Raw genomic sequence first — 23308 nt, forward strand, 5'->3', positions numbered from 1 at the left:
TGAACAAAATTGTCGCAACTCCGCAACAGAACCGACGCAATCCGTCCGAAGTGGGCGAAATCCCGTAGCGAACGATATCGCTGGAGCGTCAACTGGGCTTAACGCAGCGCAAACGGAAGCGACGTGAACGCCCACCGACAGAGTCGGCGTCATCAAGCTTGGTCAGCACAGGATCTCTCCATGCACACCTCCAGCCACCTCTTTCGCCGCGCCCTGCGCCTGTCTTGCGGCCTCGCCGCACTCAGCATGGCCATCGCCACCGCCCCGGCCGTACTGGCTCAGGAAACCCAAGTCGGCGAAGTGATCGTCACCGCCCAGAAGCGCAGCGAAAACCTGCAGGACGTGCCGGTTTCGGTAACCGCCCTTGCTGGCGAGCGCCTGCAGTCGACCTTCGCCGCTGGCGACGACATCCTGGCCCTCTCGGCCAAGGCTCCAGGCCTGTACGCTGAATCCTCCAACGGCCGCGCCGCACCGCGTTTCTACATCCGCGGTCTGGGCAACGCTGATTTCGACCTGGCCGCCTCGCAGCCGGTCTCGATCATCCAGGACGACGTGGTGCTGGAAAATGTGGTGCTGAAGAGCTCGCCGATTTACGACATCGAGCAAGTCGAAGTCCTGCGCGGCCCCCAAGGCACGCTGTTTGGTCGCAACACCACGGCCGGCATCGTCAAGTTTGGCTCCATCAAGCCGAGTGAAGACACCAAGGCCCGCGCGGCGGTCTCTTACGGCAGCTTCAACACCCTGACCCTCGACGGCGGCTTCGGTGGCGCGCTGATTCCCGGCAAGGTGGCGGCGCGCGCTTCGGTGCTGGTCCAGCATCGCGACAACTACATCAACAACGCCTTCACGAAGAAGAAGGACGCCCTGGGCGGCTTCGACGAAAAGGCGGCGCGCCTGCAGGTGCTGTTCACGCCGACCGAGGCGTTCTCGGCCCTGTTCAACGTTCATGGCCGCGACCTCGACGGCACGTCGGCCACGTTCCGCGCCAACGTCCTGACCAAGGGCTCCAACAAGCTCAACGCCAACTATGACCGCAAGACGGTCTATTTCGACGCCGGCGCGGGCAACCCCCAGAAGTACAAGGGCTGGGGCACTTCGGCCAACATCGGCTACGACTTCGGTGACGTCACCCTGACCTCGATCACCGCCTACGAAGAGACCCATGGTTCAAGCCGTGGCGATATCGACGGCGGCAATCTGACGGGCCCGGGCTTCATCCCGTTCCCCTCGGAAAGCACCGATGGCATCAAGCAGCTGGACCAGATCACTCAGGAACTGCGCCTGGCCAGCGACACCGATGGCCCGCTGAGCTGGCAGGTCGGCGGCTTCTACTTCGACTCCAGCTATCAGATCCGCACGGATCCGGGCTTTGCCCCTGCGACCACGCTGGAGCAGAACAACAAGTCGTGGGCCGTGTTCGGCCAGGCCTCATATGATGTCACCGAAGCCTTCACCCTGACTGGCGGCCTGCGCTACACCAGCGATGAAAAGGACATGCGGGTCATTTCTGGCCCCAATCCCGTCGCGCCGGTGTCGGTCTCCGACGAGAAGGTCAGCTGGGACCTCAGCGCGTTTTACGACGTCGCAGAGAATGTCAGCGTCTACGGCAAGGTCGCCTCGGGCTTCCGCGGTCCGTCGATCCAGGGCCGCGACATCGCCTTCTTCTCGCCGGCCTCGGTCGCCCAGTCTGAAACCATCATGTCCTATGAAGTCGGCCTGAAGAGCGAACTGATGGACCGCCGCGTCCGTCTGAACGGCGCGCTGTTCACCTACACGATCGATGATCCGCAATTCAGCGCCGTCGGCGGTGGCTCCAACTCCAACCGCCTGATCAACGCCAAGAAGGGCGAGGCTTACGGCATCGAACTGGACGGCGAATTTGTCGTCACCGAAAACCTCGTCCTGACGGCTGGCTACAGCTACGCCAAGACGGAAATCAAGGACTCGACCTTGGCGACGGCCACGTGCGCGCAGTGCACGGTCACCGATCCGCTGAACGCGAAGGGTCAGGCCCTGATCAACGGCAACCCCTTCCCTAACGCTCCGGAATACACCTTTGACGTCACGGCCCGCTACAGCGTGCCCTTCGGCGCCGATGGTGAGCTGTTTGCCTACACCGACTGGAAGGTGCAGGGCATGACGAACTTCTTCCTCTATGAATCCAAGGAGTTCTACAGCAAGGGCGACTTCGAAGGCGGCCTGAAGCTCGGCTACGCCAAGCTGGACGGCGCGTGGGAAGCTGCGGTGTTTGCCCGCAACATCACCGACGAGGACAACCTCAAAGGCGCGATCGACTTCAATAACAACACCGCCTTCGTCAACGAACCGCGCGTCATCGGCGTGTCGCTGAACGTGAAGATGTAGTCGAACCCTTCATTGGGAACGACCAGGGCCGCGGAGCAATCCGCGGCCCTTTTCCATGGTCAGGCCTTGAGACGATCGACACAGACGACGGGCACGGTCCCGCAGCGCTGCCCAAAGCCCGTCATGTTCATCGAACCCAACGCCTGATGACGCGGCCCGCGTCCGACGACAGACAATTTTCGCAGTTCCGGCGATACGGGGCGCCACCTCTCTTGATTGGGATAGATTTTTCGTCTGTCCTGCCCGCCTGTTCGAGAGTCGGGGTTTTTCATGATGGGATGGCGTCACACGGCTGCGGCCGTAAGCTTGCTCGCGCTGGGTCTTTCGGCCTGCGCGACCACGAGCGGAGCCGGCGCCAAGCCCGGCGGAACGACGGCCAAGCCGGCCGAAAAAGTCGAGAACAAGCCGTTGCCCAAGGGGCTGGACGGCTCGACCTCCTCGGGCTTCCCATCGACCTACATGCCCCTGCCCTCGCGGGCCACGGCGATCGTCGGCGCGACGGTGCTGACGGCGACCGGCCAGCAGATCGAGAACGGCGTCGTGTTCGTCTCCGGCGGCAAGATCATCTCGGTCGGTGGCCCTGAAACGCCGATCCCGGCCGATGTCGCGGTCATCGACGCCAAGGGCAAATGGCTGACTCCCGGCATCATCGACGCCCACAGCCACCTGGGCGTCTATCCCTCGCCTGGCGTCCAGGCCAGGTCGGATGGCAACGAAGCGACCGATCCCAATACCTCACAGGTCTGGTCCGAGCACTCTGTCTGGCCTCAAGATCCCGGCTTCAACCGGGCGCGGGCCGGCGGCGTGACCACGCTGCAGATCCTTCCCGGCTCGGCCAACCTGTTTGGCGGTCGCTCGGTGACGCTGAAAAACGTGCCCTCGACCACCATGCAGGGCATGAAATTTCCCGGCGCTCCCTATGGCCTGAAAATGGCCTGCGGCGAGAACCCCAAGCGCGTGTACGGCAGCAAGAGCCGCGCGCCGGCGACAGCGATGGGCAACGTGGCCGGCTTCCGCGCGGCCTGGATCGACGCCGCCGACTACGCCCGCAAATGGGACGACTATCGCGGCAAGAAGGAAAAGGGCGAGAAGGCTGATCCGCCCAAGCGCGACCTGAAGCTCGAGACCCTGGCTGGCGTTCTGAAGGGCGAGATCCTGGTCCAGAACCACTGCTATCGCGGCGACGAAATGGCGGTGATGATCGATATCGCCAGGGAGTTTGGCTACAAGATCACGATGTTCCACCACGCCATCGAGTCCTACAAGGTGGGCGCTCTGCTGGCCAAGGAAGACATCTGCTCGGCCACCTGGGCGTCGTGGACCGGCTTCAAGATGGAAAGCCTGGACGGCATCGATTCCAACGCCGCCATCCTCTGGAAGGCCGGCGCCTGCGTCGTCATCCACTCCGACGATCCGATCATGACCCAGCGCCTGAATCAGGAAGCGGCCCTCGCCATGACGGCCGGCAACCGTCTGGGCTACGGCATCACGCGCGCCGAGGCGATCAAGTGGATCACCGCCAATCCGGCCAAGGCCATGGGCATCGGTGACAAGACCGGCGCGATCGAGCCCGGCAAGGCCGCCGACCTGGTGCTGTGGAGCCGCGATCCGTTCAGCGTCTATGCCCTGGCCGAGAAGGTCTATGTCGACGGCGCCCTGACCTATGATCGTCATGATCCCCGCTACCAGCCCAAGTCCGACTTCGAGCTTGGCCAAACCGGCCAGGGAGCGTTCAACTGATGATCCGGTCCTTCCTCCTTACAGGCGCCGCCTTCGCGGCCCTGGCCGCCCCGGCCACGGCCCAGACCATCGCCATCACCAACGCCCGGCTTGAGCCGATCAGCGGACCAGCCATCGCCTCGGGCACAATCGTCCTGCGTGACGGCAAGATCGTCGCTCTGGGCGCGGGCGTCACCGCTCCAGCCGGGGCGACCGTCATTGACGCCAAGGGCGGGGTTGTTACCCCCGGCCTGATCGCGCCGTCGTCCAACCTGACCGCCTCCGAGATCGGCGGCGTCAAGGAGACCCGCGACGACGGCACCGGCACGGCGCTGTCGGCGGCCTTCGACATCGCCTACAGCGTCAATCCGGCCTCGCCGATGATCGGCCTGGCCCGCGACGGCGGCGTTACCGCCTCGGCCGTGACCCCCGTGCTGTCGGGAACCGGCGGCGGCGCTCACGAGCATGCCGACGACGGTGTCGTGGAGGAGATGACGGCCGGCGCTTCCGGTTCGGGCGATCCGCCCCTGTTCGGCGGCCAGGCGGCGTTCGTCCGCCTGCAGGCCGGCGATCCGGATGTTGTTGAGGCCTCCAGGCTGGCCGTCACGGTCTCGCTGGGCGAATCCGGGGCCCGCGCGGCCGGCGGTTCGCGCGGCGCCGTGATCGTGCTGATCAAGTCGGCCCTGGAAGACGCCCGCGCCTTCGCCCGCAACCGCGCCGCCTTCGAACAGGGCGCGACCCGCGACTACGGCCTCTCGCGTCTGGACCTCCAGGCCCTGGTCCCGGTCGTGCAGGGCAAGACCCCGCTGCTGGTCCGCGTCCACCGCGCTTCCGACATCCGCCTGGCGCTCAAGCTGGCGGCCGAGGAGAAGATCAAGATCATCCTGGAAGGCGCCGAGGAAGGCTGGGTCGTGGCGGCCGAGATCGCCAAGGCCGGCGTGCCCGTGATCGTCGACACCCAGGCCGACCTGCCCGACAGCTTCGAGACCCTGGGCTCACGCCTCGACAACGCCGCCCGGCTAAATGCCGCCGGCGTCATGGTGGCGATCAACGGCGCGCGGGACTTCAACAACCTGCGTCAGGAACGCCTCAACGCCGGCCTAGCCGTGGCTAACGGCCTGCCCTATGCGGCAGGCCTGGCCTCGGTGACGCTGAACCCCGCGAAGATCTGGGGCATGGACGGCAAGATCGGCTCGCTCGAAGTTGGCAAGGCCGCCGACATCGTCCTGTGGACCGGTGATCCTCTGGAAACCACCAGCTGGGCCGACAAGGTGTTCATCGCCGGCGTCGAGCAGCCGAAGGACAGCCGCCAGACCCAGCTGCGCGACCGCTATGCGGCGCCCGACAACGGCCTGCCGGTGGCTTACCGCTAGGGACTGTAAGGGTCCTCCCCCTGAAACGGGGGAGGACTTCCCTCCCCAACGATTTCGCCACCCGCGACGACACGCCTCTTTTCACCGGACTCCTGGAAGCCCATACGGGGCTTCCACAGAATCGACGCATGTTCCCGTAATGTCCGCCAAAGACGACCTGCCCCCGCTTTCCCTGTTCGACGACGCCCTGGCGCCGCCACCCGCCGCGCCGCTGCCGGCCCGGGAGCCTCATGTCGAGGCCCCTGCTCGCGCTGCTGCGCCGCCGCCGCCATCGGCCAGCCCGGCGTCGGCTCTTTCCTCGAGCGGCTATACCGCCAGCGACATCGAGGTGCTGGAAGGCCTGGAGCCGGTGCGCAAGCGGCCCGGCATGTACATCGGCGGCACCGACGAGCGGGCCCTGCACCATCTGTTCGCCGAAGTGCTGGACAACTCGATGGACGAGGCCGTGGCCGGCTTCGCCAAGACCATCGAGGTCAAGCTCGACGCCGACGGCTTCCTGTCGGTCAAGGACGACGGCCGGGGCATGCCGGTCGACCCGCACCCCAAGCACCCCGGCAAGTCGGCGCTGGAGGTCATCATGACCGTCCTGCACGCCGGCGGTAAGTTCAGCGGCAAGGCCTATGAGACCTCCGGCGGCCTGCACGGCGTCGGCGCCAGCGTCGTCAACGCCCTGTCGGAGCTGGTCGAGGTCACCGTCTGGCGTGACGGGTTCGAGCACCTGCAGACCTTTTCGCGCGGCAAGCCGCTGGGTCCGGTCGAAAAGATCGGTCCCAGCAAGAAGCGCGGCACCATGGTGCGCTTCAAGCCCGACGACGAGATCTTCGGCGAGGGCACCAATTTCAAGCCGGCGCGCCTGTACCGCATGGCCCGCTCCAAGGCCTATCTGTTCCGCGGCGTGCAGATCAAATGGTCCTGCGCCGCCGAGCGCATTCAGGATCAGACCCCCGCCGAGGCCGTCTTCCACTTCCCCAATGGCCTGGCCGACTTCCTGGCCGAGCGCACCAAGGGCCTGGAAACCGTCACCCCCGAAAGCTTCGCCGGCCGCATCGAGCGCCAGGGCGAGGCCGGCGCGGTCGAATGGGCCATCGCCTGGACCCCGCGTGGTTTCGGCGAGCATGACGGCTTCATGCAGTCCTACTGCAACACCGTGCCCACCCCCGAAGGCGGCACCCATGAGAGCGGCCTGCGCGCCGCCCTGACCCGGGGCCTCAAGGCTTACGCCGAACTCAAGGGCGAGAAGCGGGCGGCGATCATCACCGCCGACGACGTCATCGCCCAGGCCGGCGCCCTGATCTCGGTGTTCATCCGCAACCCGGAATTCCAGGGCCAGACCAAGGAAAAACTGTCCTCCTCCGAAGCCCAGCGCTTCGTGGAAGCGGCGCTGCGCGACCCGTTCGACCACTGGCTGACCGCCTCGCCCAAGAGTGCCCAGGCCCTGCTCGACTTCGTGGTCGAGCGCGCCGAGGAACGCCTCAAGCGCCGCAAGGACAAGGAAGTCTCCCGCGCCTCGGCGACCCGCAAGCTGCGCCTGCCCGGCAAGCTGGCCGACTGCGCCGGCGGCGCGGTCGATGGCGCGGAACTGTTCATCGTCGAAGGCGACAGCGCCGGCGGCTCGGCCAAACAGGCCCGCAACCGCAAGAACCAGGCGATCCTGCCCCTGCGCGGCAAGATCCTCAATGTCGCCTCGGCCACCGGCGAGAAGATGAGCGCCAACAAGGAGCTGTCGGACCTGATGCTGGCCCTGGGCGCCCAGGGCGGCAACAAGTATCGCGAGGAAGATCTGCGCTACGAGCGGATCATCATCATGACCGACGCTGACGTTGACGGCGCCCACATCGCCTCGCTGCTGATCACCTTCTTCTACCGCACCATGCCCGAGCTGATCCGGGGCGGGCACCTGTTCCTGGCCCTGCCGCCGCTGTACCGCATCAGCCACGGCGGCAAGAGCGCCTATGCCCGCGACGACGCCCACAAGGACGAGCTGCTGGCCACGATGTTCAAGGGCAAGAAGCCCGAGATCGGCCGCTTCAAGGGCCTGGGCGAGATGATGGCCGCCCAGCTGAAGGAAACCACCATGGACCCCGCCGTCCGCACCCTGGCGCGGGTGACGCTGCCGCGTTCGGAAGAAGCGGTAGAGTCGCTGGTCGAGACCCTGATGGGCCGCAAGCCCGAGCTGCGGTTCCGGTTCATCCAGGAGAACGCCGAGTTCGCGGTGGCGGATCTGGACGTCTGATCTCGATCCTCCCCCAGAGGGGGAGCAGCTACGGCTTCGCGACCTCGCGCGGGAACCGCCGAGTTGATGGAAAGGGTCGCGGAGCGTCCGGACCACGTCCGGATGAGTGAGTAGCAAATACCGTTTCGACGAAGCCGTCCGCTCCGCGTGGCCGTTTTCCATCAGCGTCCCGTCAGGTGGCCCTGTTCAGGCCTTACCGGGAGCCGGTCTCCCGCGTTTCCGCGAGGAACCGGCGGTCGAGGCGGGCGAGCCAAGCTAATGACTAATGAACACACCCGTCTGCCCTCATCCACGCCGACGGCGGGCGGGTCCCGCAACGCCGGGATCCCCGGACCGGTCGAGTATCCCCCTCGACCCCAATCCCGCTCGATCACCCCCCGCCGCCGCAATGGTCGCTGGCCTTGCGCCCTTTCCTCGCGACGAGGTGGGATGATTATGCGGGAAGTTTGAGCGCGTCTGATGGGCGCGCTCGTTCTATTTGCAGGGCGCTGATCAGGCGGAGCTTTTTCCCGAAAGCCCAGGGGATAGCGCGCAGCTTATCCCCGCACTTGCCCCCTACGGGCTGCTTCGCAGCCGTCTTCCCCCGGAGGGGGAAGATGAGGTCGCCGCGCTTCATCTTCCCCCTGAAAGGGGGAGGACGACCGCGATAGCGGTCAGGAGGGGGCCTGCGGCGTCGGCCACCCTCGCCTCACCCCTTCGGCGTCGCGCCAATCGACCAGGTGAACCCGAACGGATCGCGCAGCAGACCATAGCGGTCGCCCCAGAACTGCACCTCGACCGGCTTGGTCGCCACGCAGCCCGCGGCGACGGCGCGGTCGAACCAGGCGTCGGCGTCATCGACCTGAAGGTGCAGGGTCAGCGCCGCCGGCGTCTGGGCGGGATGGCCAAACTCGGGAAAGCCGTCGGACAGCATCAGGGAATCGCCGTTGATCGTCAGGGCGCAGTGCATCACCCGCTTGCCGTCCTGGGCGGGAATGCGACCCATTTCCTGGGCGCCGAAGGCCGCCTTGTAGAAATCGATGGCGGCGGCCGCGCCTTCGCCGCCAACGCAGATATAGGGCGCCAGGCCGGTGGTCGGGCCGCGCTGTTCGGCGGTCATGTCGGTCATGTCGAACTCCTTGCTGAAACAGGCCGGCTGTCCGCGCCGCCCCCGCGACTAGGACGAGCAGGTTTCCAACAAACCGACAGTCAGGCCAGAATTATTCGCCGCGCCCCTCATCAAGGCTCCGCTGTTGACTCTCGAATTTACTGGCGTAATTCTCTGAGAATCTTACATTCGTAATCCACTGGAGACCCTCATGCGCCTCATGACCCTATCAGCCGCCGCCGCGCCGCTGCTGCTCGCCACGCCCGCCCTCGCCGCCGACCGCCTGACCGTGGGCGACGTGTTCGGAAACGCCGCCGCGCCGGTGCAGTTGATCATCCTGCTGCTGGCGGCCGCCTTCGTCGCCGCGCCTGTTTTGCTGGTCATCCGACGTCCGGCCGCCCTGTCGGCCCTGGCCAAGGGCGCGCCGCTGCTGGCGGGTGCGGCCGCCCTGTTCACCCTGCTGGCCGGCGCCGTCGGGATCGCCAACAGCCCGGTCGTTCCGTCGCTGACGGTGCTGGCGCCGGGGTTGGCTGAAATGCTGTTCCTGATGGTCCTGGGCCTGCTGGCGACCTTCTCGGCCGTGGTCTGCCGTGAACTGGCCAAGCCGCGTTCGCACGGCGTCAGCGCCGCAGAATAGACGTCGAAAGGGCGCGGGGCGGCTCGGTTCCGCGCTCGCGCCCTGCCCTCGCCCCTGCGGCGAATCCGCCGCACACGGTGGGAATTTCCGGGGCGCCCTTGCAATCCCGACCAATTTAGCCTCCTAAAGCGGCCCGCAGACCCCTTTTCGCCCGCGCCTCATCGGCAAGGCGGCCAAAAGGGTCTATATTTCACGAGATAAGACCAAGAACACGGTCCATTTGGGGGTCGTATTTGGTCGTGGCGCGGGCCGCACGTGTGTGTGTGCCGTCCGCTTGAACCGAATTGGACCTATATGCCCTTCCCCGCCTCCCACCCCGCTCTTGAGCGGGCACTAGCTGCTCAGGGTTATGCTGAGCCCACCCCCGTCCAGGCCGCCGTGCTGGAAGAAGAAGCCGTCGGCCGCGACCTGCTGGTCAGCGCCCAGACCGGCTCGGGCAAGACCGTGGCCTTTGGCCTGGCCGCCGCCACCACCCTGCTGGGCGACGCCGAAAAGTTCTCCAAGGCCGGCCCGCCGATGTGCCTGGTCATCGCCCCGACCCGCGAACTGGCCATCCAGGTCAATCGCGAGCTGACGTGGCTGTACGCCGACGCCGGCGCCGTGGTCGTCAACTGCGTGGGCGGCATGGATGCGCGCCGCGAGCAGCGTGCCCTGAACTGGGGCGCCCACATCGTGGTCGGCACCCCCGGCCGTCTGCGCGACCACATCGAGCGCGGCCACCTGGACCTGTCTGAGCTGAAGGTCGCCGTCCTCGACGAGGCCGACGAGATGCTCGACATGGGCTTCCGCGAAGACCTGGAATTCATCCTCGACGCCGCCCCGGCCGAGCGCCGCACCCTGCTGTTCTCGGCCACCCTGGCGCGCGAGATCGTGCAGCTGGCCAAAAGCTATCAGAACGACGCCCTGCGCATCGACACCGTCGGCCGCAACGAACCGCACCGCGATATCGAGTATCGCGCCGTGCGGGTCGCGCCCAACGAGATCGAGCACGCGATCGTCAACCTGCTGCGCTATTTCGAAAGCCCCGGCGCCCTGGTGTTCTGCAACACCCGCGAAAGCGTCCGCGCCATGCACTCCAAGCTGCGCGAGCGCGGCTTCGCCGTGGTCGGCCTGTCGGGCGAGCTGTCGCAACGTGAACGCGCCGACGCCCTGCAAGCCCTGCGCGACGGCCATGCCCGCGTCTGCGTCGCCACCGACGTCGCCGCGCGCGGTCTCGACCTGCCCGACCTTGGCCTGGTCATCCACGCCGAGCTGCCGGTCAACAAGGCCACCCTGCTGCACCGTTCGGGCCGCACCGGCCGGGCCGGCAAGAAGGGCGTCAGCGCCCTGGTCGTGCCCTACACCCGTCGTCGCAAGGCCGAGCAACTGCTGATGGCCGCCGGCGTCGAAGGCCATTGGGGCGGCGCCCCGACCGCCGACGAGATCCGCGTCAAGGACACCGAGCGCCTGCTGGACGATCCGATCTTCTCTGAGGTCTCGACCGAGGAAGACGCGGCCCTGGCCGAAGTGATGCTGGAAAAGCGCACGCCGCTGGAACTGGCCTCGGCCCTGATCCGCACCCGCCGCGCCAAGCTGCCGGCCCCCGAAGAAATCTATGACGACCCGCGCCACGGCGCCGATCCGGGCCCGCGCAGCCGCGAGCCGCGTGAATTTGGCGGCGAACAACGCGACTTCGGCGGTGACCGCCCCGAGCGCGAGCCGCGCAGCGACATGAACGGCGCCGAATGGTTCCGCCTCAACACCGGCCGTCGCAACAACGCCGACCCCAAGTGGCTGATCCCGCTGATCTGCCGCCTGGGCCATGTGACCAAGAAGGACATCGGTTCGATCCGGATCTTCGACTACGACACCAAGTTCGAGATCTCGGCCGAAGCGGCGGTAAAGTTCGGCGCGGCGGTTCAGGCCACCGTCCGTGACGACGTCGCCATCACCCCGACGGCGGCTCCGGCCGCGCGCGACAGCGGTCCGCGCAAGGAATATGCGCCGCGTCCGCCCCGCGACGACGACGCGCCGCGTGAGTACAAGCCGCGCCCCCCCCGCGACGACGCTCCCCGCGCCCCGCGCGCCAATGCGCCGGGCTCGCGCGACCACACCCCGCGTCCCTCGACCTATGGCGACGACGGCTTCAGCAACGCCAAGCCGTACGGCAAGGGCGAAGAGCCCAAGGGCGACTACAAGGCTCGCCCGCCTCGCGACCGCGACAACGCCGCGCCGCGTGACTTCAAGCCGCGCACCGAGTTCAAGCGCGACGATGCTCCGCGCGACTTCAAGCCGCGCGCGCCGCGTGACGATGCTCCGCGTCCCTACTCGCCGACCGATTCCGAAGGCGGCGCCAAGCGCGCCTACAAGCCGCGCACCGAAGGCCGCGATGACGGTCCCAAGCGCGACTTCAAGCCCCGCGCGGGCGCAGCGCCCAAGGCGTTTGGCGCGCCCAAGGCGTTCGGCGAAAAGGCTTCGGGTCCGCAGACCACCTATACGCCCAAGCCGCGCGGCGAGGGTCCCGCCAAGCCGTTTAAGGGCCCCAAGCCCTTCAAGGCCAAGGGCTTCGACGGCGGCAAGCCGGCGGGCAAGCCCTTCAAGAAGAAGTAGTTATGGATTGAAAATCCTCCCCCTAGCGGGGGAGGTGTCCGCGGAGCGGACGGAGGGGGAAGTTCTGTTGGCGCATGGCCGACTACCCCCTCCGGCCCTTTCGGGCCGCCTCCCCCTTCAGGGGGAGGACTTGCGCTTCTGTCGCTAGACCGCCTGCCCGGCGCTCCAGCCCGACGCCCAGGCCCACTGGAAATTGAAGCCGCCCAGCCAGCCGGTGACATCCACCACCTCGCCGATGAAATAGAGGCCCGGAACCTCCTTGGCCTGCAGCGTGCGCGAGTCCAGGTCATTGGTGTCGACCCCGCCCAGGGTGACTTCCGCCGTGCGGTAGCCTTCCGAGCCGACCGGCTTGAAGGTCCAGGCATTGACCGCTGCAGCCAGACGACCCAGCACCTTGTCCGAACAGTCGGCGATATTGCCTTGCGCGCCCTCGTCGTCGGAGACGATCTGGGCCACGCGCTGCGGCAACAGGGTGGCCATCACGGTCGAGACCGCCCGGCGCGGCGTGGCGGTGCGCGCCGCCTTCAGGGCGGCCAGGGCGTCGATGCCCGGCGCCATGTCGACCCGGATCTCGTCGCCCTCACGCCAATAGGACGAGATCTGCAGGATCGAGGGCCCCGACAGGCCCCGGTGGGTGAACAGCATGCCTTCCTGGAACTTCGTCTTGCCGTGGGCGACAACGGCGTCCAGCGCCACGCCCGACAGCGGGACCAGACGTTCCAGCGTCTTGACCTCGAAGGTCAGGGGCACCAGCGCCGGGCGAGTCTCGACAACGCCCACCCCGAACTGTTTGGCGATCTCATAGCCCAGACCCGTCGCGCCCATCTTGGGGATCGACTTGCCGCCGCAGGCCACCACCAGAGACTGGCAGCGCACATTGGCGCCGCTGGACAGGGCCAACTCGAAGCCGCTCTCGACCTTGGCGATCCGGTCGACGCCGGTTTCCAGCCTCAGTTCGCAGCGCGCGGCCTTCATCTCGGTCAGCAGCATGGTGATGATCTGCATGGCCGAGCCGTCGCAGAACAGCTGGCCCAGCGTCTTCTCGTAATAGGCGATAGCGTATTTGTCGACCAGGGCGATGAAGTCGCGCGGCCGATAGCGGCGCAGGGCCGAAACGCAGAACTTGGGATTAGCCGACAGGAAATTGGCCGCCGTAGCGTGGATGTTGGTGAAGTTGCACCGTCCGCCGCCGCTGATGCGGATCTTCTCGCCCGGGGCCTTGGCATGATCGACCACCAGCACCGAGCGGCCGCGCTTGCCCGCCTCGATCGCGCACATCATGCCGGCAGCGCCGGCTCCGATCACCAAGACATCGAACTGTTCCAAGGCTATCTTTCCGGCAAACAAGGCAAGCGGCGTTAAGGGCCGCGAGACGGTGTAAATGTCAATCAAGGCTTGCCCGCGTTGACGCGCACGGCGTCTTGGGCGACGCTCAATCATGGCTGATGGCACAGACATTCATCTGGACGCTGCGCGCGCCGAGCGACTGAAGGCGGCTGCTCAGGTCGCGGGTCTGTCGCCTGAAGACTATGCGTTGAAGGCCCTGGATCGAGCGATGGACGACGACTGGGTCGAGGCGATCGCCGCCTTGGAAGAGTTCGACCGGACGGGCCACTCTGTCGCCGCAGAAGACGCGCTGCACGGGTTCCAGGACCGCCTGAAGCAACGCCTGAACGCCAGCCGGACGTGACGCGAGCGGTTCGGCTGACCGCACGTGCGGAAAAGGACCTCAAGCGACTTGAAGATTTTCTGTCCGACAAGAACCCCGACGCCAGCCTGCGCGCTGCCAACTCTATCACGGAAGCTGTGCTCTCGCTCGCAGAGCATGCCGAACGCGGCTTCAGGGGGCCAGCGCCCAGCCTTAGGCAAATTGCCGTTCCGTTCGGCGACTCCGGCTACATAATCCAGTATCGGGTCGAGACTCACTTAGTGGTCGTCGCGCGCATCAAGCACGCCCGCGAGCGTCGCTGAAAATCATGGCGTGGCGATAGCCGCTCGATTCGGAGCGAGCGCCCTTGAACCTGCACGCCCCAGACGGTACGACGCACGCCCCCCCGCTGTAGCAGACTGGCCCCGCCAATGACGTCCGTCGCCCCGCCGACGATCGGCATCGATTTTGGCACCACCAACACCGTCGTCTCGATGACGCACGGCGACGGCTCCGCGCGCCTGGTGCGGTTCCCGACCGGCGAGGGCGACCTGTTCGCGTTCCGCTCGGCGCTGAGCTTTCACACCCTGCAGGGCGACGACGGCAGGCCCAATGAGCGGGTGGTCGAGGCCGGTCCCTGGGCGATCGAGGCCTATCTGGAGGATCCGCTGGAAACGCGGTTCATTCAGTCGTTCAAGAGCTTTGCCGCCAGCGCCGCCTTCACCGAGACCCGTATCCTCAACAAGCGCTATCTGTTCGAGGATCTGCTGGCCGCCTTCCTGCTGAAGGTGCGCGAGCACGCGGGCGAGGCCATGGCCAAGCTGCCGCCGCGCGTCATCGTCGGCCGACCCGTCACCTTCGCCGGCGGCAATCCCGATGAGACCCTGGCCCTGCAGCGCTATGAGGCGGCCTTCGCGCGGCTGGGCTTCACCGATATTCGCTATGCCTATGAGCCGGTCGGCGCGGCCTTCTTCTTCGCGCGTCAGCTGAAGCAGGACGCCACCGTGCTGGTCGCCGACTTCGGCGGCGGCACCAGCGACTTCTCGCTCGTCCGCTTCGAGCGCGAGGCCGACGGCACACTGCGCTCGACCCCGCTCAGCCATTCCGGCGTGGGCGTGGCTGGCGATGCCTTCGACTACCGGATCATCGACCAGCTGGTCTCGCCGGCCCTGGGCAAGGGCTCGCTGTACAAGGCCTTCGACAACCGCCTGCCCATTCCGCAGCGCTACTACACCGCCTTCGCTCGCTGGGATCAGTTGGCCCTGCTGCGAGCTTCGCGCGACATGCGCGACATCCGATCGCTGGAAAAGACGGCGATGGAACCCGAGAAGATCAGCCGCCTGATCGAGGTGCTGGACGACAATCACGGCTACGCTCTTTATCGCTCGGTCTCGGCCCTGAAGGAGGCGCTGTCGGCCCACGAGCGCGCCACCTTCCGCTTCGAGGCCGGTACGATCCTGATCGAGCATGAGGTTGAACGGACCACATTCGAGGGCTGGATCGCCCCGGAACTGACAGCGATCGAAAAGGCGGTCGACCAGGCCCTGGCCCGCGCCAACCTCGCGCCCGACCAGGTGGACCGCGTGTTCCTGACCGGCGGCAGTTCGTTCGTGCCGGCAGTGCGCGACATCTTCCATCGCCGGTTCCCGGCCGACCGGATCGAGAGCGGCGGAGAGTTCGAGTCGATCGCCTCGGGCCTGGCCCTGATTGCCCGTGAGACCGACCTCGACCTCTGGACCATGCAGGCGACCGTCAGACCAGCCGCCTGACGCATCAGACTAGCCGTCAATCAAGGATTGGGCTGGTCTGTTTTGTCACGTGGACCGAATCTCGCTTTCCACCTAGCCTGAGGGTTAAGCCTTTCATAACGAGGCCCTGGTCGAAGCAACGGCCGCGACAAACCTTCGGTCAGGACGAGCCCTTTGCCGATCTCATATCTCTCGGCCGCGCAGATCGCAGCGCTCCCGACGACGATCATTGACGATCTGTCGACGACCAAGCTCGCCACCCTCAGCAGCACCCAGGTCGGGGCGATCAGCGCCTCGGCAGTGGCCGTGCTCGACGCCACCCAGGTCGAAGCCCTCTCCGCCACCCAGGTCAAGGGACTGTCGGCGACCCAGATTCCCAGCTTCGGCGCCGGCGTGGCGTTCAACGCCCAGCAGCTGGCGGCCTTCAGCGGCGAACTGGTCGGGGCCTTGACCTCGACCCAGCTGGCCAGCCTGGACGCCGCGAAACTTGACGTGTTCACCGCCACCCAGGTCGGCGCCCTGTCGGCCACCAGCTTCTCGGGCCTCAACGCCACCCAGGTCGCCTCGCTGGATGTCACCCAGCTGACCGGCCTGACGGCAAGCCAGATGGCGGGCCTCAGCACAACCGATATTGGCGAGTTGGCCGCCAGCCAGATCGGCGGTCTCGCGGCCAGCCAGATCGGGGCCCTGGAGGCCCTCGCCATCGCCGCCTTCGCCGCCGCGCAGCTGGCCGCCCTGTCGACGACCCAGATTGGCGGCATGACCGCCAGCCAGATCGGCGCTCTGAGCGCGCCCCAGCTGGACGGGATGGCGACCACCCAGATCGGCGCCCTGTCGGCCGCCCAGGTCTCCGGCCTGAGCGGGACCCAGGTCTCGAGCCTGTCCGACACCCAGGTCAGCGTCCTGAACGCCACCCAGCTGGGCGGGCTGAGCGCCACCGGCCTGTCGACCTTGACGGCAACCCAGGTGGCAGGCTTCAGCGCCAGCCAGATCGCCGGCCTGACGACCACCCAGATCGGAAGCTTGAGCGCCACCGACTTCGCCGAGCTGTCGGCGACCCAGGTTGGCGGACTGACGGCTTCGCAGCTGGGCGCCCTGTCGACCACCAACCTCAATGCCCTGACCAGCACCCAGATCGGAGCGCTCAGCAGCACCCAGTTCGCGGGTCTGACCGCAACCCAGTTGGGCGGCCTGGGCTCTGGCGATTTCGCCGAACTGTCGATGACCCAGATCGCCGATCTGACGGCGAGCCAGGTCAGCGGGATCTCGACCGGCAACATCTCCGGCTTCAACGCCACCCAGGTCCAGGGCCTGTCCGCAACCCAGCTGGGCGGCCTGACCTCCACCCAGCTCGGCGGCTTGAGCACGACCGATATCGGGGAGTTCTCGGCCACCCAGATCGGCGCCCTTGCCGCCTCGCAGATCGGCGCCCTGTCGGTGACCAACCTGGCGGCGCTGGACACCACCCAGATCAGCTCGATCAGCGCCACGGCGATGCGCGGCCTGACGGCCTATCAGGTGCGCAGCCTGACCCTGGACGACTTCAATGGCTTGAACGGCACGCAGATCGGCGCCCTGACCGCCACCCAGGTCTCGGCCCTGTCGACCACGGTGATCGGCGGGCTGACCACGACCCAGGTCGGCTATCTGACCCCGACCCAGATCCCCGGCCTGACGGTCACCCAACTGGATTGGCTCTCGGCGACCAATATCGCCGCGATGAGCCCGCTACAGGTCGGGGCCTTCACCCCGGCCCAGGTGGATAGCCTGTAGAACCCCGCCCCTTGGCGCCCAGCGCCGAGGTCAGGAAGGCCGTCAGCGCCTCGACCCGGGCTGGCCGGGGGCCGCCAGGCGGCATGACCAGATGCAGCGCGATGAGTGGCGGGGTCCAGTCGGGCATCACCGCTTCCAGCCGGCCATCGGCCAGGGCCGCGCCGGCGATGAAATCCGGCAGCACCGCCAGCCCCTGCCCCGCCAGCAGGGCTGGCATCAGGGCGTCGGCATTGTTGACCCGCAGCGGTCCGGCCGGACGCACCGAAGCCTCCTCCCCGGCCGCATTGACGAACCGCCAGGTGTCGGGCGTCGGCAGGTAGGCGTAACCGAGGCAGCAATGCTCGGCCAGGTGGCCGGGATGGATCGGACGGCCGCGCCGCGCCAGATAGCTGGGCGCGCCAACCACATAGCGCTTCACCGACCGCAGTCGCCGCGCCACCAGCGACGAATCCGGCAGGGCGGCAATGCGAAGCGCGGCGTCGAAGCCCATGCCGACCAGGTCCACCATGGCGTCGCTGAGATGCAGGTCGACCGAGACCTCGGGATAGGCGGCCAGGAACTCCGGCAGGATCGGCGCGACGTCCGAGAGGCCAAATGACATCGGGACCGCCAGACGCACCAGCCCGCGCGGCGCAGCCGACTGGGCCATGGCCGCGTTCTCGGCCGCCTCGCCCTGGATCAGGACGCGCGTCGCCGGCTCGACCAGGCTCTGGCCGGCGTCGGTCAGGGCCAAGCGCCTTGAGGTTCGATTGAACAATCGAGCACCCAGCCGCGTTTCCAGTCGGGTGACGGCCTTGGAGACTGTCGCCTTGGACAGCCCCAGTTCCTCGGCCGCCCCGGCGAAGGACCGTAGCTCCACCACCTTGGCGAAAATCGCCAGGCCCTCGAGATCAGGCAGCTTGCTCATTTTGGAAACAATAGGTTTCGATAGTTTCTATTTCGATATCAATGCTGATCGCTATCTTCTCCTCAAGCAAGCGGTGCCGATGTCGGCGCGCTTTTCGAGAACGAGCCCGGCGACCGGGCTCCAGGAGTTAAGGCCATGATCGATCGCAGGAAGTTCGACGCGCTGGGCGGCGCCGACCACGGTTGGCTGAAGGCCAAGCATCACTTTTCCTTCGCCAGCTACTACGACCCCAGGAACATGAACTGGGGCGCCCTGCGAGTGTGGAACGACGACGAGATCGCCCCCAATACCGGCTTCCCGCCGCACCCGCACTCGGACATGGAGATCATCACCTATGTGCGCAGCGGCGCGATCACCCACCAGGACAATCTGGGCAATACGGGCCGCACCGAAGCGGGCGACGTTCAAGTGATGAGCGCCGGCACCGGCATCCGGCACTCGGAGTACAATCTGGAACCCGAAGCCACCCGGATCTTCCAGATCTGGATCGAGCCCAACCGCACGGGCGGCGCGCCGTCCTGGGGCGCCAAGCCTTTCCCCAAGGGCGACCGCTCGGGCAAGTTCGTGACCCTGGCCAGCGGCTTTGCCAATGACGGCGACGTTCTGCCGATCCGCACCGACGCCCGCGTTCTGGGCGCCACCCTGAAGGCCGGCGAAAGCACCACCTATGACCTGGGCAAGAGCCGTCACGCCTATCTGGTGCCGGCGGTCGGCTCGGTCACCGTCAACGGCGTTCAACTCGACGCGCGCGACGGCGCGGCCATCACCGGCGAGGACTTGATCACCGTCACCGCGCTCGAAGACGCTGAGTTGGTTCTGGTCGACGCCGCCTAAACGCAAGCCCCCTGTTCATTCCCCGGCGGGGCGAGCCCTCAGGTTTGCCCCGCCCGGCTCCCCCATTTCCAATCCAAGGAGGCCATCATGGCCAAGGTTCTCGTCCTCTACTATTCGTCCTACGGCCACATCGAAACCATGGCTCAGGCCGTGGCCGAAGGCGCCCGCGAAGCCGGCGCGACCGTCGACATCAGGCGCGTCCCGGAGACCGCGCCGCTGGAGGTCGCCAAGGCCGCCCACTTCAAGCTCGACCAGGCCGCCCCCGTCGCCACGGTTGCCGAACTGGCCGACTATGACGCTGTGATCATCGGTACGGGCACCCGCTTTGGCCGGATGTCGTCGCAGATGGCGGCCTTCCTCGATCAGGCCGGCGGCCTGTGGGCGCGCGGCGCCCTGAACGGCAAGGTCGGCGGCGCCTTTACCTCGACGGCTTCGCAGCACGGCGGTCAGGAAACCACGCTGTTCTCGATCATCACCAACCTGCTGCACTTTGGCATGGTGATCGTCGGCCTCGACTATGGTCATACCGGCCAGATGAAGATCGACGAAGTCACCGGCGGCAGCCCCTACGGCGCCACCACCATCGCCGGCGGCGACGGCTCGCGTCAGCCCAGCGAGAACGAACTGACCGGCGCCCGCTATCAGGGCCGCAAGATCGCCGAGACCGCGATCAAGCTGCACGGCTAGGCGTCAAACCTTTGCCATCCCGGCCCGGCGCTCTACCGCTTGGCCGGGATGACAAGGCTGTTCAACCTCAAGCGACTTCCGACATGGAATGGGCCGCCACGGATCCGGGGTGGCCCTCCAGGGTCAGCGCCCAGCGACGATGCTGACAGTGATCGTCGAGCCGTTCGGACCGGGGGCGGTCCAGCTGTCACCGACCTTCTTCTCGGCGGTCGGGCTGCAATTGGCGCCCATGCCGGCCGGCGGCGCCGGGTCGGTCTGGGTAAAGCAGGTATTTGCGCCGTCGATCTTCCACGAGCCCTTCATGGTCGAGCCGTCGGGACCCTTGGTGGTGTACTGGCCGTCGGCGTCGACGAACATCTTCGCCACCGCGCCGTTGGGATAGGTGATCGCGACCGTGTTGCCATAGGCGCTGGCCATCGGATCGGCCAAGGCCGCGCCGCTGATCCCCAGGGCCAGGACGGCCGTCATCATCAAGGTTCGCATCGTGTTTCTCCCAAGTGTCTAACCCCGTCTTCGCGGGGACGGCGGGAGCTTAACCATGGCGCGCGGCAAATCGATAACAATGTTCAGCAATGCAAAAAGGGGCGGCCGCCGGATCGGCGACCGCCCCTGATTGTTACCGGCAGGCCGCCTGGCCTACTTGTTGGCTAGAGCCGCCTGGGCCGCCGCCAGACGGGCGATCGGCACGCGGTAGGGCGAGCACGACACGTAGTCCAGGCCGACACTTTCGCAGAAGGTGATCGAGGCGGGATCGCCGCCATGTTCGCCGCAGATGCCCAGCTTGACGTCCGGACGGGCCGCACGGCCGCGCTCGGCGGCGATGCGGATCAGATCGCCCACGCCTTCCTGGTCGAGGCTGACGAAGGGGTCCTTGTCGAAGATGCCCTTGTCGATATAGGCGGCCAGGAACTTGCCGGCGTCGTCGCGGCTGATGCCGAACGTGGTCTGGGTCAGGTCGTTGGTGCCAAAGCTGAAGAACTCGGCATTGGCGGCCAGGTCGGCGGCGCGCAGAGCGGCGCGGGGCAGCTCGATCATGGTGCCGACAGTGTATTCGATGGCGATGCCCTGCTCGGCCAGAACCGCCTTGGCGGTGCGGTCGGTCAGGTCGCGCAGGTACTTCATCTCCTCGCCCTTGGCGACCAGCGGGTGCATGATCTCGGGGATCGGCGCGGCCTTGCCAGACTTGGAAATATCGCAGGCGGCCTCGATGATCGCCCGGACCTGCATCTCGTAGATCTCGGGATAGGAAACGCCCAGGCGGCAGCCGCGATGGCCCAGCATGGGATTGGTCTCGTGCAGTTCCTTGGCCCGGCGCATCAGCTTGCCGGCGTCCAGCCCCGTGGCCAAGGCCACGGCCGCGACGTCTTCCTCGGTGTGCGGCAGGAACTCGTGCAGCGGCGGATCGAGCAGACGGATGGTGACCGGCAGGCCTTCCATGATCGTGAACAGCTCGACAAAGTCGGCCTTCTGGAAGGGCGCGATCTTGGCCAGGGCCGTACGGCGGCCCTTCTCGTCGTCGGCCAGGATCATTTCGCGCACGGCGGCGATCCGGGTGTCGTCGAAGAACATGTGCTCGGTGCGGCACAGGCCGATGCCCTCGGCCCCGAAACCGCGCGCGGTCTTGGCGTCCAGCGGCGTCTCGGCGTTGGCGCGCACCTTCAGGCGACGCACCGCATCGGCCCAGCCCATCAGGGTGGCGAAGTCGCCGGTCAGTTCGGGCTCGATCATCTTGGGCGAGCCCATCAGGATCTCGCCGGTCGAACCGTCGATGGTGATGATCTCGCCGGCCTTGAACTCGCGACCGCGAACCCGGAACAGGCCTTCCTTGGGGAAGATGCCGACTTCGCCGGCGCCCGAGACGCAGGGACGGCCCATGCCGCGCGCCACGACGGCGGCGTGGCTGGTCATGCCACCGCGGGCGGTGATGATCCCGCGCGCCGCATGCATGCCGTGGATGTCCTCGGGCGAGGTCTCCTCGCGGACCAGAATGACGCTGTCGCCGGCGGCCGAGGCCTTTTCGGCGGCGTCGCTGTCGAACACGATCTTGCCGGTCGCTGCGCCAGGGGACGCCGGCAGGCCGGTGGCGATCACGTCACGCTGGGCCGACGGATCGATGGTCGGGTGCAGCAGCTGGTCCAGCGAAGCCGGCTCGACGCGGTTGATGGCTTCGGTGCGCGAGATCACGCCCTCGGCCGCCATGTCGACGGCGATCTTCAGCGCCGCCTTGGCGGTGCGTTTGCCGTTGCGGGTCTGCAGCATGTAGAGCGTGCCCTGCTCCACCGTGAACTCGATGTCCTGCATGTCGCGATAGTGACGCTCCAGCGTCTCGACCACCGACTTGAACTGGGCGAACACCACCGGCATCGCCTCTTCCATCGACGGCACCGTGTCGCCCATCTCTTCGCGGGCGATCTTGGTCAGGGACTGCGGCGTGCGGATGCCCGCGACCACGTCTTCACCCTGGGCGTTGATCAGGAACTCGCCATACAGGCGGTTGTCGCCATTCGAGGGATTGCGGGTAAAGGCGACGCCGGTCGCCGAGGTCTCGCCCATATTGCCAAACACCATCGACTGGATGTTGACAGCGGTGCCCCAGGCCTCGGGGATGTCGTGCATGCGACGATAGAACTTGGCGCGGTCGTTCATCCAGCTGGCGAACACGGCGCCGACGGCGCCCCACAGCTGTTCCTGGGCGTCCTGAGGGAAGGGCTTGCCCAGCTCGCGCGAGACGGCGGCCTTGTAGTCCTTGATCACCGCAGCCCAGTGGTCGGCGGTCAGGCCGGTGTCGACATGGATGTCCAGGCGATCCTTGTGGTCGTCGAGGATCTCTTCGAACATGTGGTGCTCCAGATCGAGCACGACGTTCGAGTACATCTGGATGAAGCGACGATAGCTGTCATAGGCAAAGCGGCGGTCGCCCGACAGCTTGGCCAGGCCTTCGACGGTCTCGTCGTTGAGGCCCAGGTTCAGGACGGTGTCCATCATGCCCGGCATCGAGGCCCGGGCGCCCGAGCGCACCGAGACCAGCAGCGGGTTGGCCACGTCGCCGAACAGCTTGCCGGTGATCTTCTCGATCGTGGCCAGGCCGTCATTGACCTGCTGGGCCAGCTCGGCCGGATACTGCTTGCCGTTGGCGTAATAGTGCACGCAGGCCTCGGTGGTCACCGTAAAGCCTGGCGGCACCGGCAGGCCCAGCGACGACATCTCGGCCAGGTTGGCGCCCTTGCCCCCCAGCAGATTCTTCATCGAGGCGTCGCCATCAGCGCCACCCCCTCCGAACGAATAGACCCAACGGGACTTGGTCAGCGTCTCAACCGGCATAATGAAATTCACCCTGCGATAAGTGAAACAGGCCGCGACCTTCTGAGTGGTCGTCTTGCCTTGGGACAAAGCATGGAACGTTGATCCCGCACTGCAATATCCGGGGCGTTCACTAGCACTTAGGTCAAGAACGCGTCCACCAGCGCTTTGCGTTCCGTGCCGAAGTGCCGAAATTCGGTAAATATTTCTAATGACAACGTTGTCTTGATTGGGATTTGGCGAAGCTGAGGGATTCCGTGGTCGGAGAGATTTTGGTTTGAGCTCCGTCATCCCGCGACTTGTTCCCGGGACCCATGGTTTGGCTTCACCATCCGGAATCATCCTGCTCCGCATCGCGGCGGAGAAATGGGTCCCGGGAACAAGTCCCGGGATGACGAAATCTATCTAT

17 protein-coding genes are annotated in these 23308 nt (G+C 66.6%); 12 read left to right on the forward strand and 5 right to left on the reverse strand.

Annotated features, from left to right (window positions below; genetic code table 11):
- Positions 1-180: 180 nt before the first annotated feature.
- The 4 genes from ACN2C7_RS10610 to parE all read left to right on the forward strand — a co-directional run bounded on the left by ACN2C7_RS10610 (position 181) and on the right by parE (position 7689).
- Entirely contained in the window at positions 181-2364 is a 2184-nt protein-coding gene (locus tag ACN2C7_RS10610; RefSeq protein WP_419316893.1) for a TonB-dependent receptor, read from the forward strand.
- A gap of 270 nt (positions 2365-2634) precedes the next feature.
- Positions 2635-4104, forward strand: a complete 1470-nt coding sequence (locus tag ACN2C7_RS10615; protein WP_419316895.1) for an amidohydrolase — start codon at positions 2635-2637, stop codon at positions 4102-4104.
- Positions 4104-5456, forward strand: a complete 1353-nt coding sequence (locus ACN2C7_RS10620) for an amidohydrolase family protein (protein WP_419316896.1) — start codon at positions 4104-4106, stop codon at positions 5454-5456. Before ACN2C7_RS10615 ends, ACN2C7_RS10620 begins: the two co-directional genes overlap by 1 nt.
- Before the next feature lie 139 nt (positions 5457-5595).
- Positions 5596-7689 (forward strand): DNA topoisomerase IV subunit B, encoded by a 2094-nt coding sequence (parE, locus tag ACN2C7_RS10625; RefSeq protein ID WP_419316897.1) that lies wholly within the window; start codon positions 5596-5598, stop codon positions 7687-7689.
- A 688-nt stretch (positions 7690-8377) separates the two neighbouring features.
- Here the strand turns inward: parE and ACN2C7_RS10630 are convergent.
- Positions 8378-8797 carry a VOC family protein gene (locus ACN2C7_RS10630; RefSeq protein WP_419316898.1) on the reverse strand — a complete coding sequence of 140 codons (420 nt, stop codon included), beginning with the start codon at positions 8795-8797 and terminating at the stop codon, positions 8378-8380.
- 190 nt (positions 8798-8987) lie between these two features.
- On the opposite strand from ACN2C7_RS10630, the gene ACN2C7_RS10635 reads away from it, so the two are divergent.
- Together ACN2C7_RS10635 and ACN2C7_RS10640 are read left to right on the forward strand one after the other, a co-directional pair.
- The gene (locus tag ACN2C7_RS10635) at positions 8988-9413 is read left to right on the forward strand and encodes a hypothetical protein (protein ID WP_419316900.1); all 426 of its coding nucleotides are present in this window, start codon (positions 8988-8990) and stop codon (positions 9411-9413) included.
- A 294-nt stretch (positions 9414-9707) separates the two neighbouring features.
- A complete protein-coding gene (locus ACN2C7_RS10640; protein ID WP_419316901.1) occupies positions 9708-12002 on the forward strand; it encodes a DEAD/DEAH box helicase in 2295 nt (764 codons plus the stop codon).
- Positions 12003-12146: 144 nt separating this feature from the next.
- Here the strand turns inward: ACN2C7_RS10640 and ACN2C7_RS10645 are convergent, their stop codons facing one another.
- Entirely contained in the window at positions 12147-13328 is a 1182-nt protein-coding gene (locus ACN2C7_RS10645) for an NAD(P)/FAD-dependent oxidoreductase (protein ID WP_419316902.1), read from the reverse strand.
- Positions 13329-13440: 112 nt separating this feature from the next.
- Between ACN2C7_RS10645 and ACN2C7_RS10650 the strand changes: the two genes are divergently transcribed.
- The 4 genes from ACN2C7_RS10650 (at position 13441) to ACN2C7_RS10665 (ending at position 17171) form a co-directional block, all read left to right on the forward strand.
- A complete protein-coding gene (locus ACN2C7_RS10650) occupies positions 13441-13692 on the forward strand; it encodes a hypothetical protein (protein WP_419316903.1) in 252 nt (83 codons plus the stop codon).
- On the forward strand, positions 13689-13973 hold the full coding sequence (locus tag ACN2C7_RS10655) for a type II toxin-antitoxin system RelE/ParE family toxin (RefSeq protein WP_419316904.1): 285 nt from the start codon (positions 13689-13691) through the stop codon (positions 13971-13973). Before ACN2C7_RS10650 ends, ACN2C7_RS10655 begins: the two co-directional genes overlap by 4 nt.
- A gap of 108 nt (positions 13974-14081) precedes the next feature.
- Positions 14082-15419, forward strand: a complete 1338-nt coding sequence (locus ACN2C7_RS10660; RefSeq protein WP_419316905.1) for an Hsp70 family protein — start codon at positions 14082-14084, stop codon at positions 15417-15419.
- Positions 15420-15572: 153 nt separating this feature from the next.
- Positions 15573-17171 (forward strand): beta strand repeat-containing protein, encoded by a 1599-nt coding sequence (locus ACN2C7_RS10665; protein ID WP_419316906.1) that lies wholly within the window; start codon positions 15573-15575, stop codon positions 17169-17171.
- Here the strand turns inward: ACN2C7_RS10665 and ACN2C7_RS10670 are convergent.
- Positions 17143-18078, reverse strand: coding sequence for a LysR family transcriptional regulator (locus ACN2C7_RS10670; protein ID WP_419316907.1), 936 nt, complete (start codon positions 18076-18078; stop codon positions 17143-17145). The genes ACN2C7_RS10665 and ACN2C7_RS10670 overlap by 29 nt on opposite strands.
- Positions 18079-18213: 135 nt before the next feature.
- Here ACN2C7_RS10670 and ACN2C7_RS10675 point away from each other — a divergent pair, with 135 nt between their 5' ends.
- Together ACN2C7_RS10675 and wrbA are read left to right on the forward strand one after the other, a co-directional pair.
- The gene (locus ACN2C7_RS10675; RefSeq protein ID WP_419316908.1) at positions 18214-18912 is read left to right on the forward strand and encodes a pirin family protein; all 699 of its coding nucleotides are present in this window, start codon (positions 18214-18216) and stop codon (positions 18910-18912) included.
- Positions 18913-18999: 87 nt separating this feature from the next.
- Positions 19000-19599: an NAD(P)H:quinone oxidoreductase gene (gene wrbA, locus ACN2C7_RS10680; RefSeq protein WP_419316909.1), complete on the forward strand. Its 600-nt coding sequence runs from the start codon at positions 19000-19002 to the stop codon at positions 19597-19599.
- Between the two features lie 123 nt (positions 19600-19722).
- On the opposite strand, the gene ACN2C7_RS10685 is transcribed toward wrbA, so the two are convergent.
- Both ACN2C7_RS10685 and ppdK read right to left on the reverse strand, forming a co-directional pair.
- Entirely contained in the window at positions 19723-20082 is a 360-nt protein-coding gene (locus tag ACN2C7_RS10685) for a hypothetical protein (RefSeq protein WP_419316910.1), read from the reverse strand.
- A 153-nt stretch (positions 20083-20235) separates the two neighbouring features.
- Entirely contained in the window at positions 20236-22920 is a 2685-nt protein-coding gene (gene ppdK, locus ACN2C7_RS10690; RefSeq protein WP_419316911.1) for a pyruvate, phosphate dikinase, read from the reverse strand.
- Positions 22921-23308 lie beyond the last annotated feature (388 nt).

Origin of the sequence: Caulobacter sp. ErkDOM-E, assembly GCF_048541895.1 — a bacterium.
GTDB lineage: Bacteria > Pseudomonadota > Alphaproteobacteria > Caulobacterales > Caulobacteraceae > Caulobacter.

What these genes read in the sequence shown, in the direction of transcription:
- ACN2C7_RS10610 (WP_419316893.1), top strand. Translation starts at nt 181, where the DNA reads ATGCACACCTCCAGCCACCTCTTTCGCCGCGCCCTGCGCCTGTCTTGC.
- ACN2C7_RS10615 (WP_419316895.1), top strand. Translation starts at nt 2,635, where the DNA reads ATGATGGGATGGCGTCACACGGCTGCGGCCGTAAGCTTGCTCGCGCTG.
- ACN2C7_RS10620 (WP_419316896.1), top strand. Translation starts at nt 4,104, where the DNA reads ATGATCCGGTCCTTCCTCCTTACAGGCGCCGCCTTCGCGGCCCTGGCC.
- parE (WP_419316897.1), top strand. Translation starts at nt 5,596, where the DNA reads ATGTCCGCCAAAGACGACCTGCCCCCGCTTTCCCTGTTCGACGACGCC.
- ACN2C7_RS10630 (WP_419316898.1), bottom strand. Translation starts at nt 8,797, where the DNA reads ATGACCGACATGACCGCCGAACAGCGCGGCCCGACCACCGGCCTGGCG.
- ACN2C7_RS10635 (WP_419316900.1), top strand. Translation starts at nt 8,988, where the DNA reads ATGCGCCTCATGACCCTATCAGCCGCCGCCGCGCCGCTGCTGCTCGCC.
- ACN2C7_RS10640 (WP_419316901.1), top strand. Translation starts at nt 9,708, where the DNA reads ATGCCCTTCCCCGCCTCCCACCCCGCTCTTGAGCGGGCACTAGCTGCT.
- ACN2C7_RS10650 (WP_419316903.1), top strand. Translation starts at nt 13,441, where the DNA reads ATGGCTGATGGCACAGACATTCATCTGGACGCTGCGCGCGCCGAGCGA.
- ACN2C7_RS10660 (WP_419316905.1), top strand. Translation starts at nt 14,082, where the DNA reads ATGACGTCCGTCGCCCCGCCGACGATCGGCATCGATTTTGGCACCACC.
- ACN2C7_RS10670 (WP_419316907.1), bottom strand. Translation starts at nt 18,078, where the DNA reads ATGAGCAAGCTGCCTGATCTCGAGGGCCTGGCGATTTTCGCCAAGGTG.
- ACN2C7_RS10675 (WP_419316908.1), top strand. Translation starts at nt 18,214, where the DNA reads ATGATCGATCGCAGGAAGTTCGACGCGCTGGGCGGCGCCGACCACGGT.
- wrbA (WP_419316909.1), top strand. Translation starts at nt 19,000, where the DNA reads ATGGCCAAGGTTCTCGTCCTCTACTATTCGTCCTACGGCCACATCGAA.
- ACN2C7_RS10685 (WP_419316910.1), bottom strand. Translation starts at nt 20,082, where the DNA reads ATGCGAACCTTGATGATGACGGCCGTCCTGGCCCTGGGGATCAGCGGC.
- ppdK (WP_419316911.1), bottom strand. Translation starts at nt 22,920, where the DNA reads ATGCCGGTTGAGACGCTGACCAAGTCCCGTTGGGTCTATTCGTTCGGA.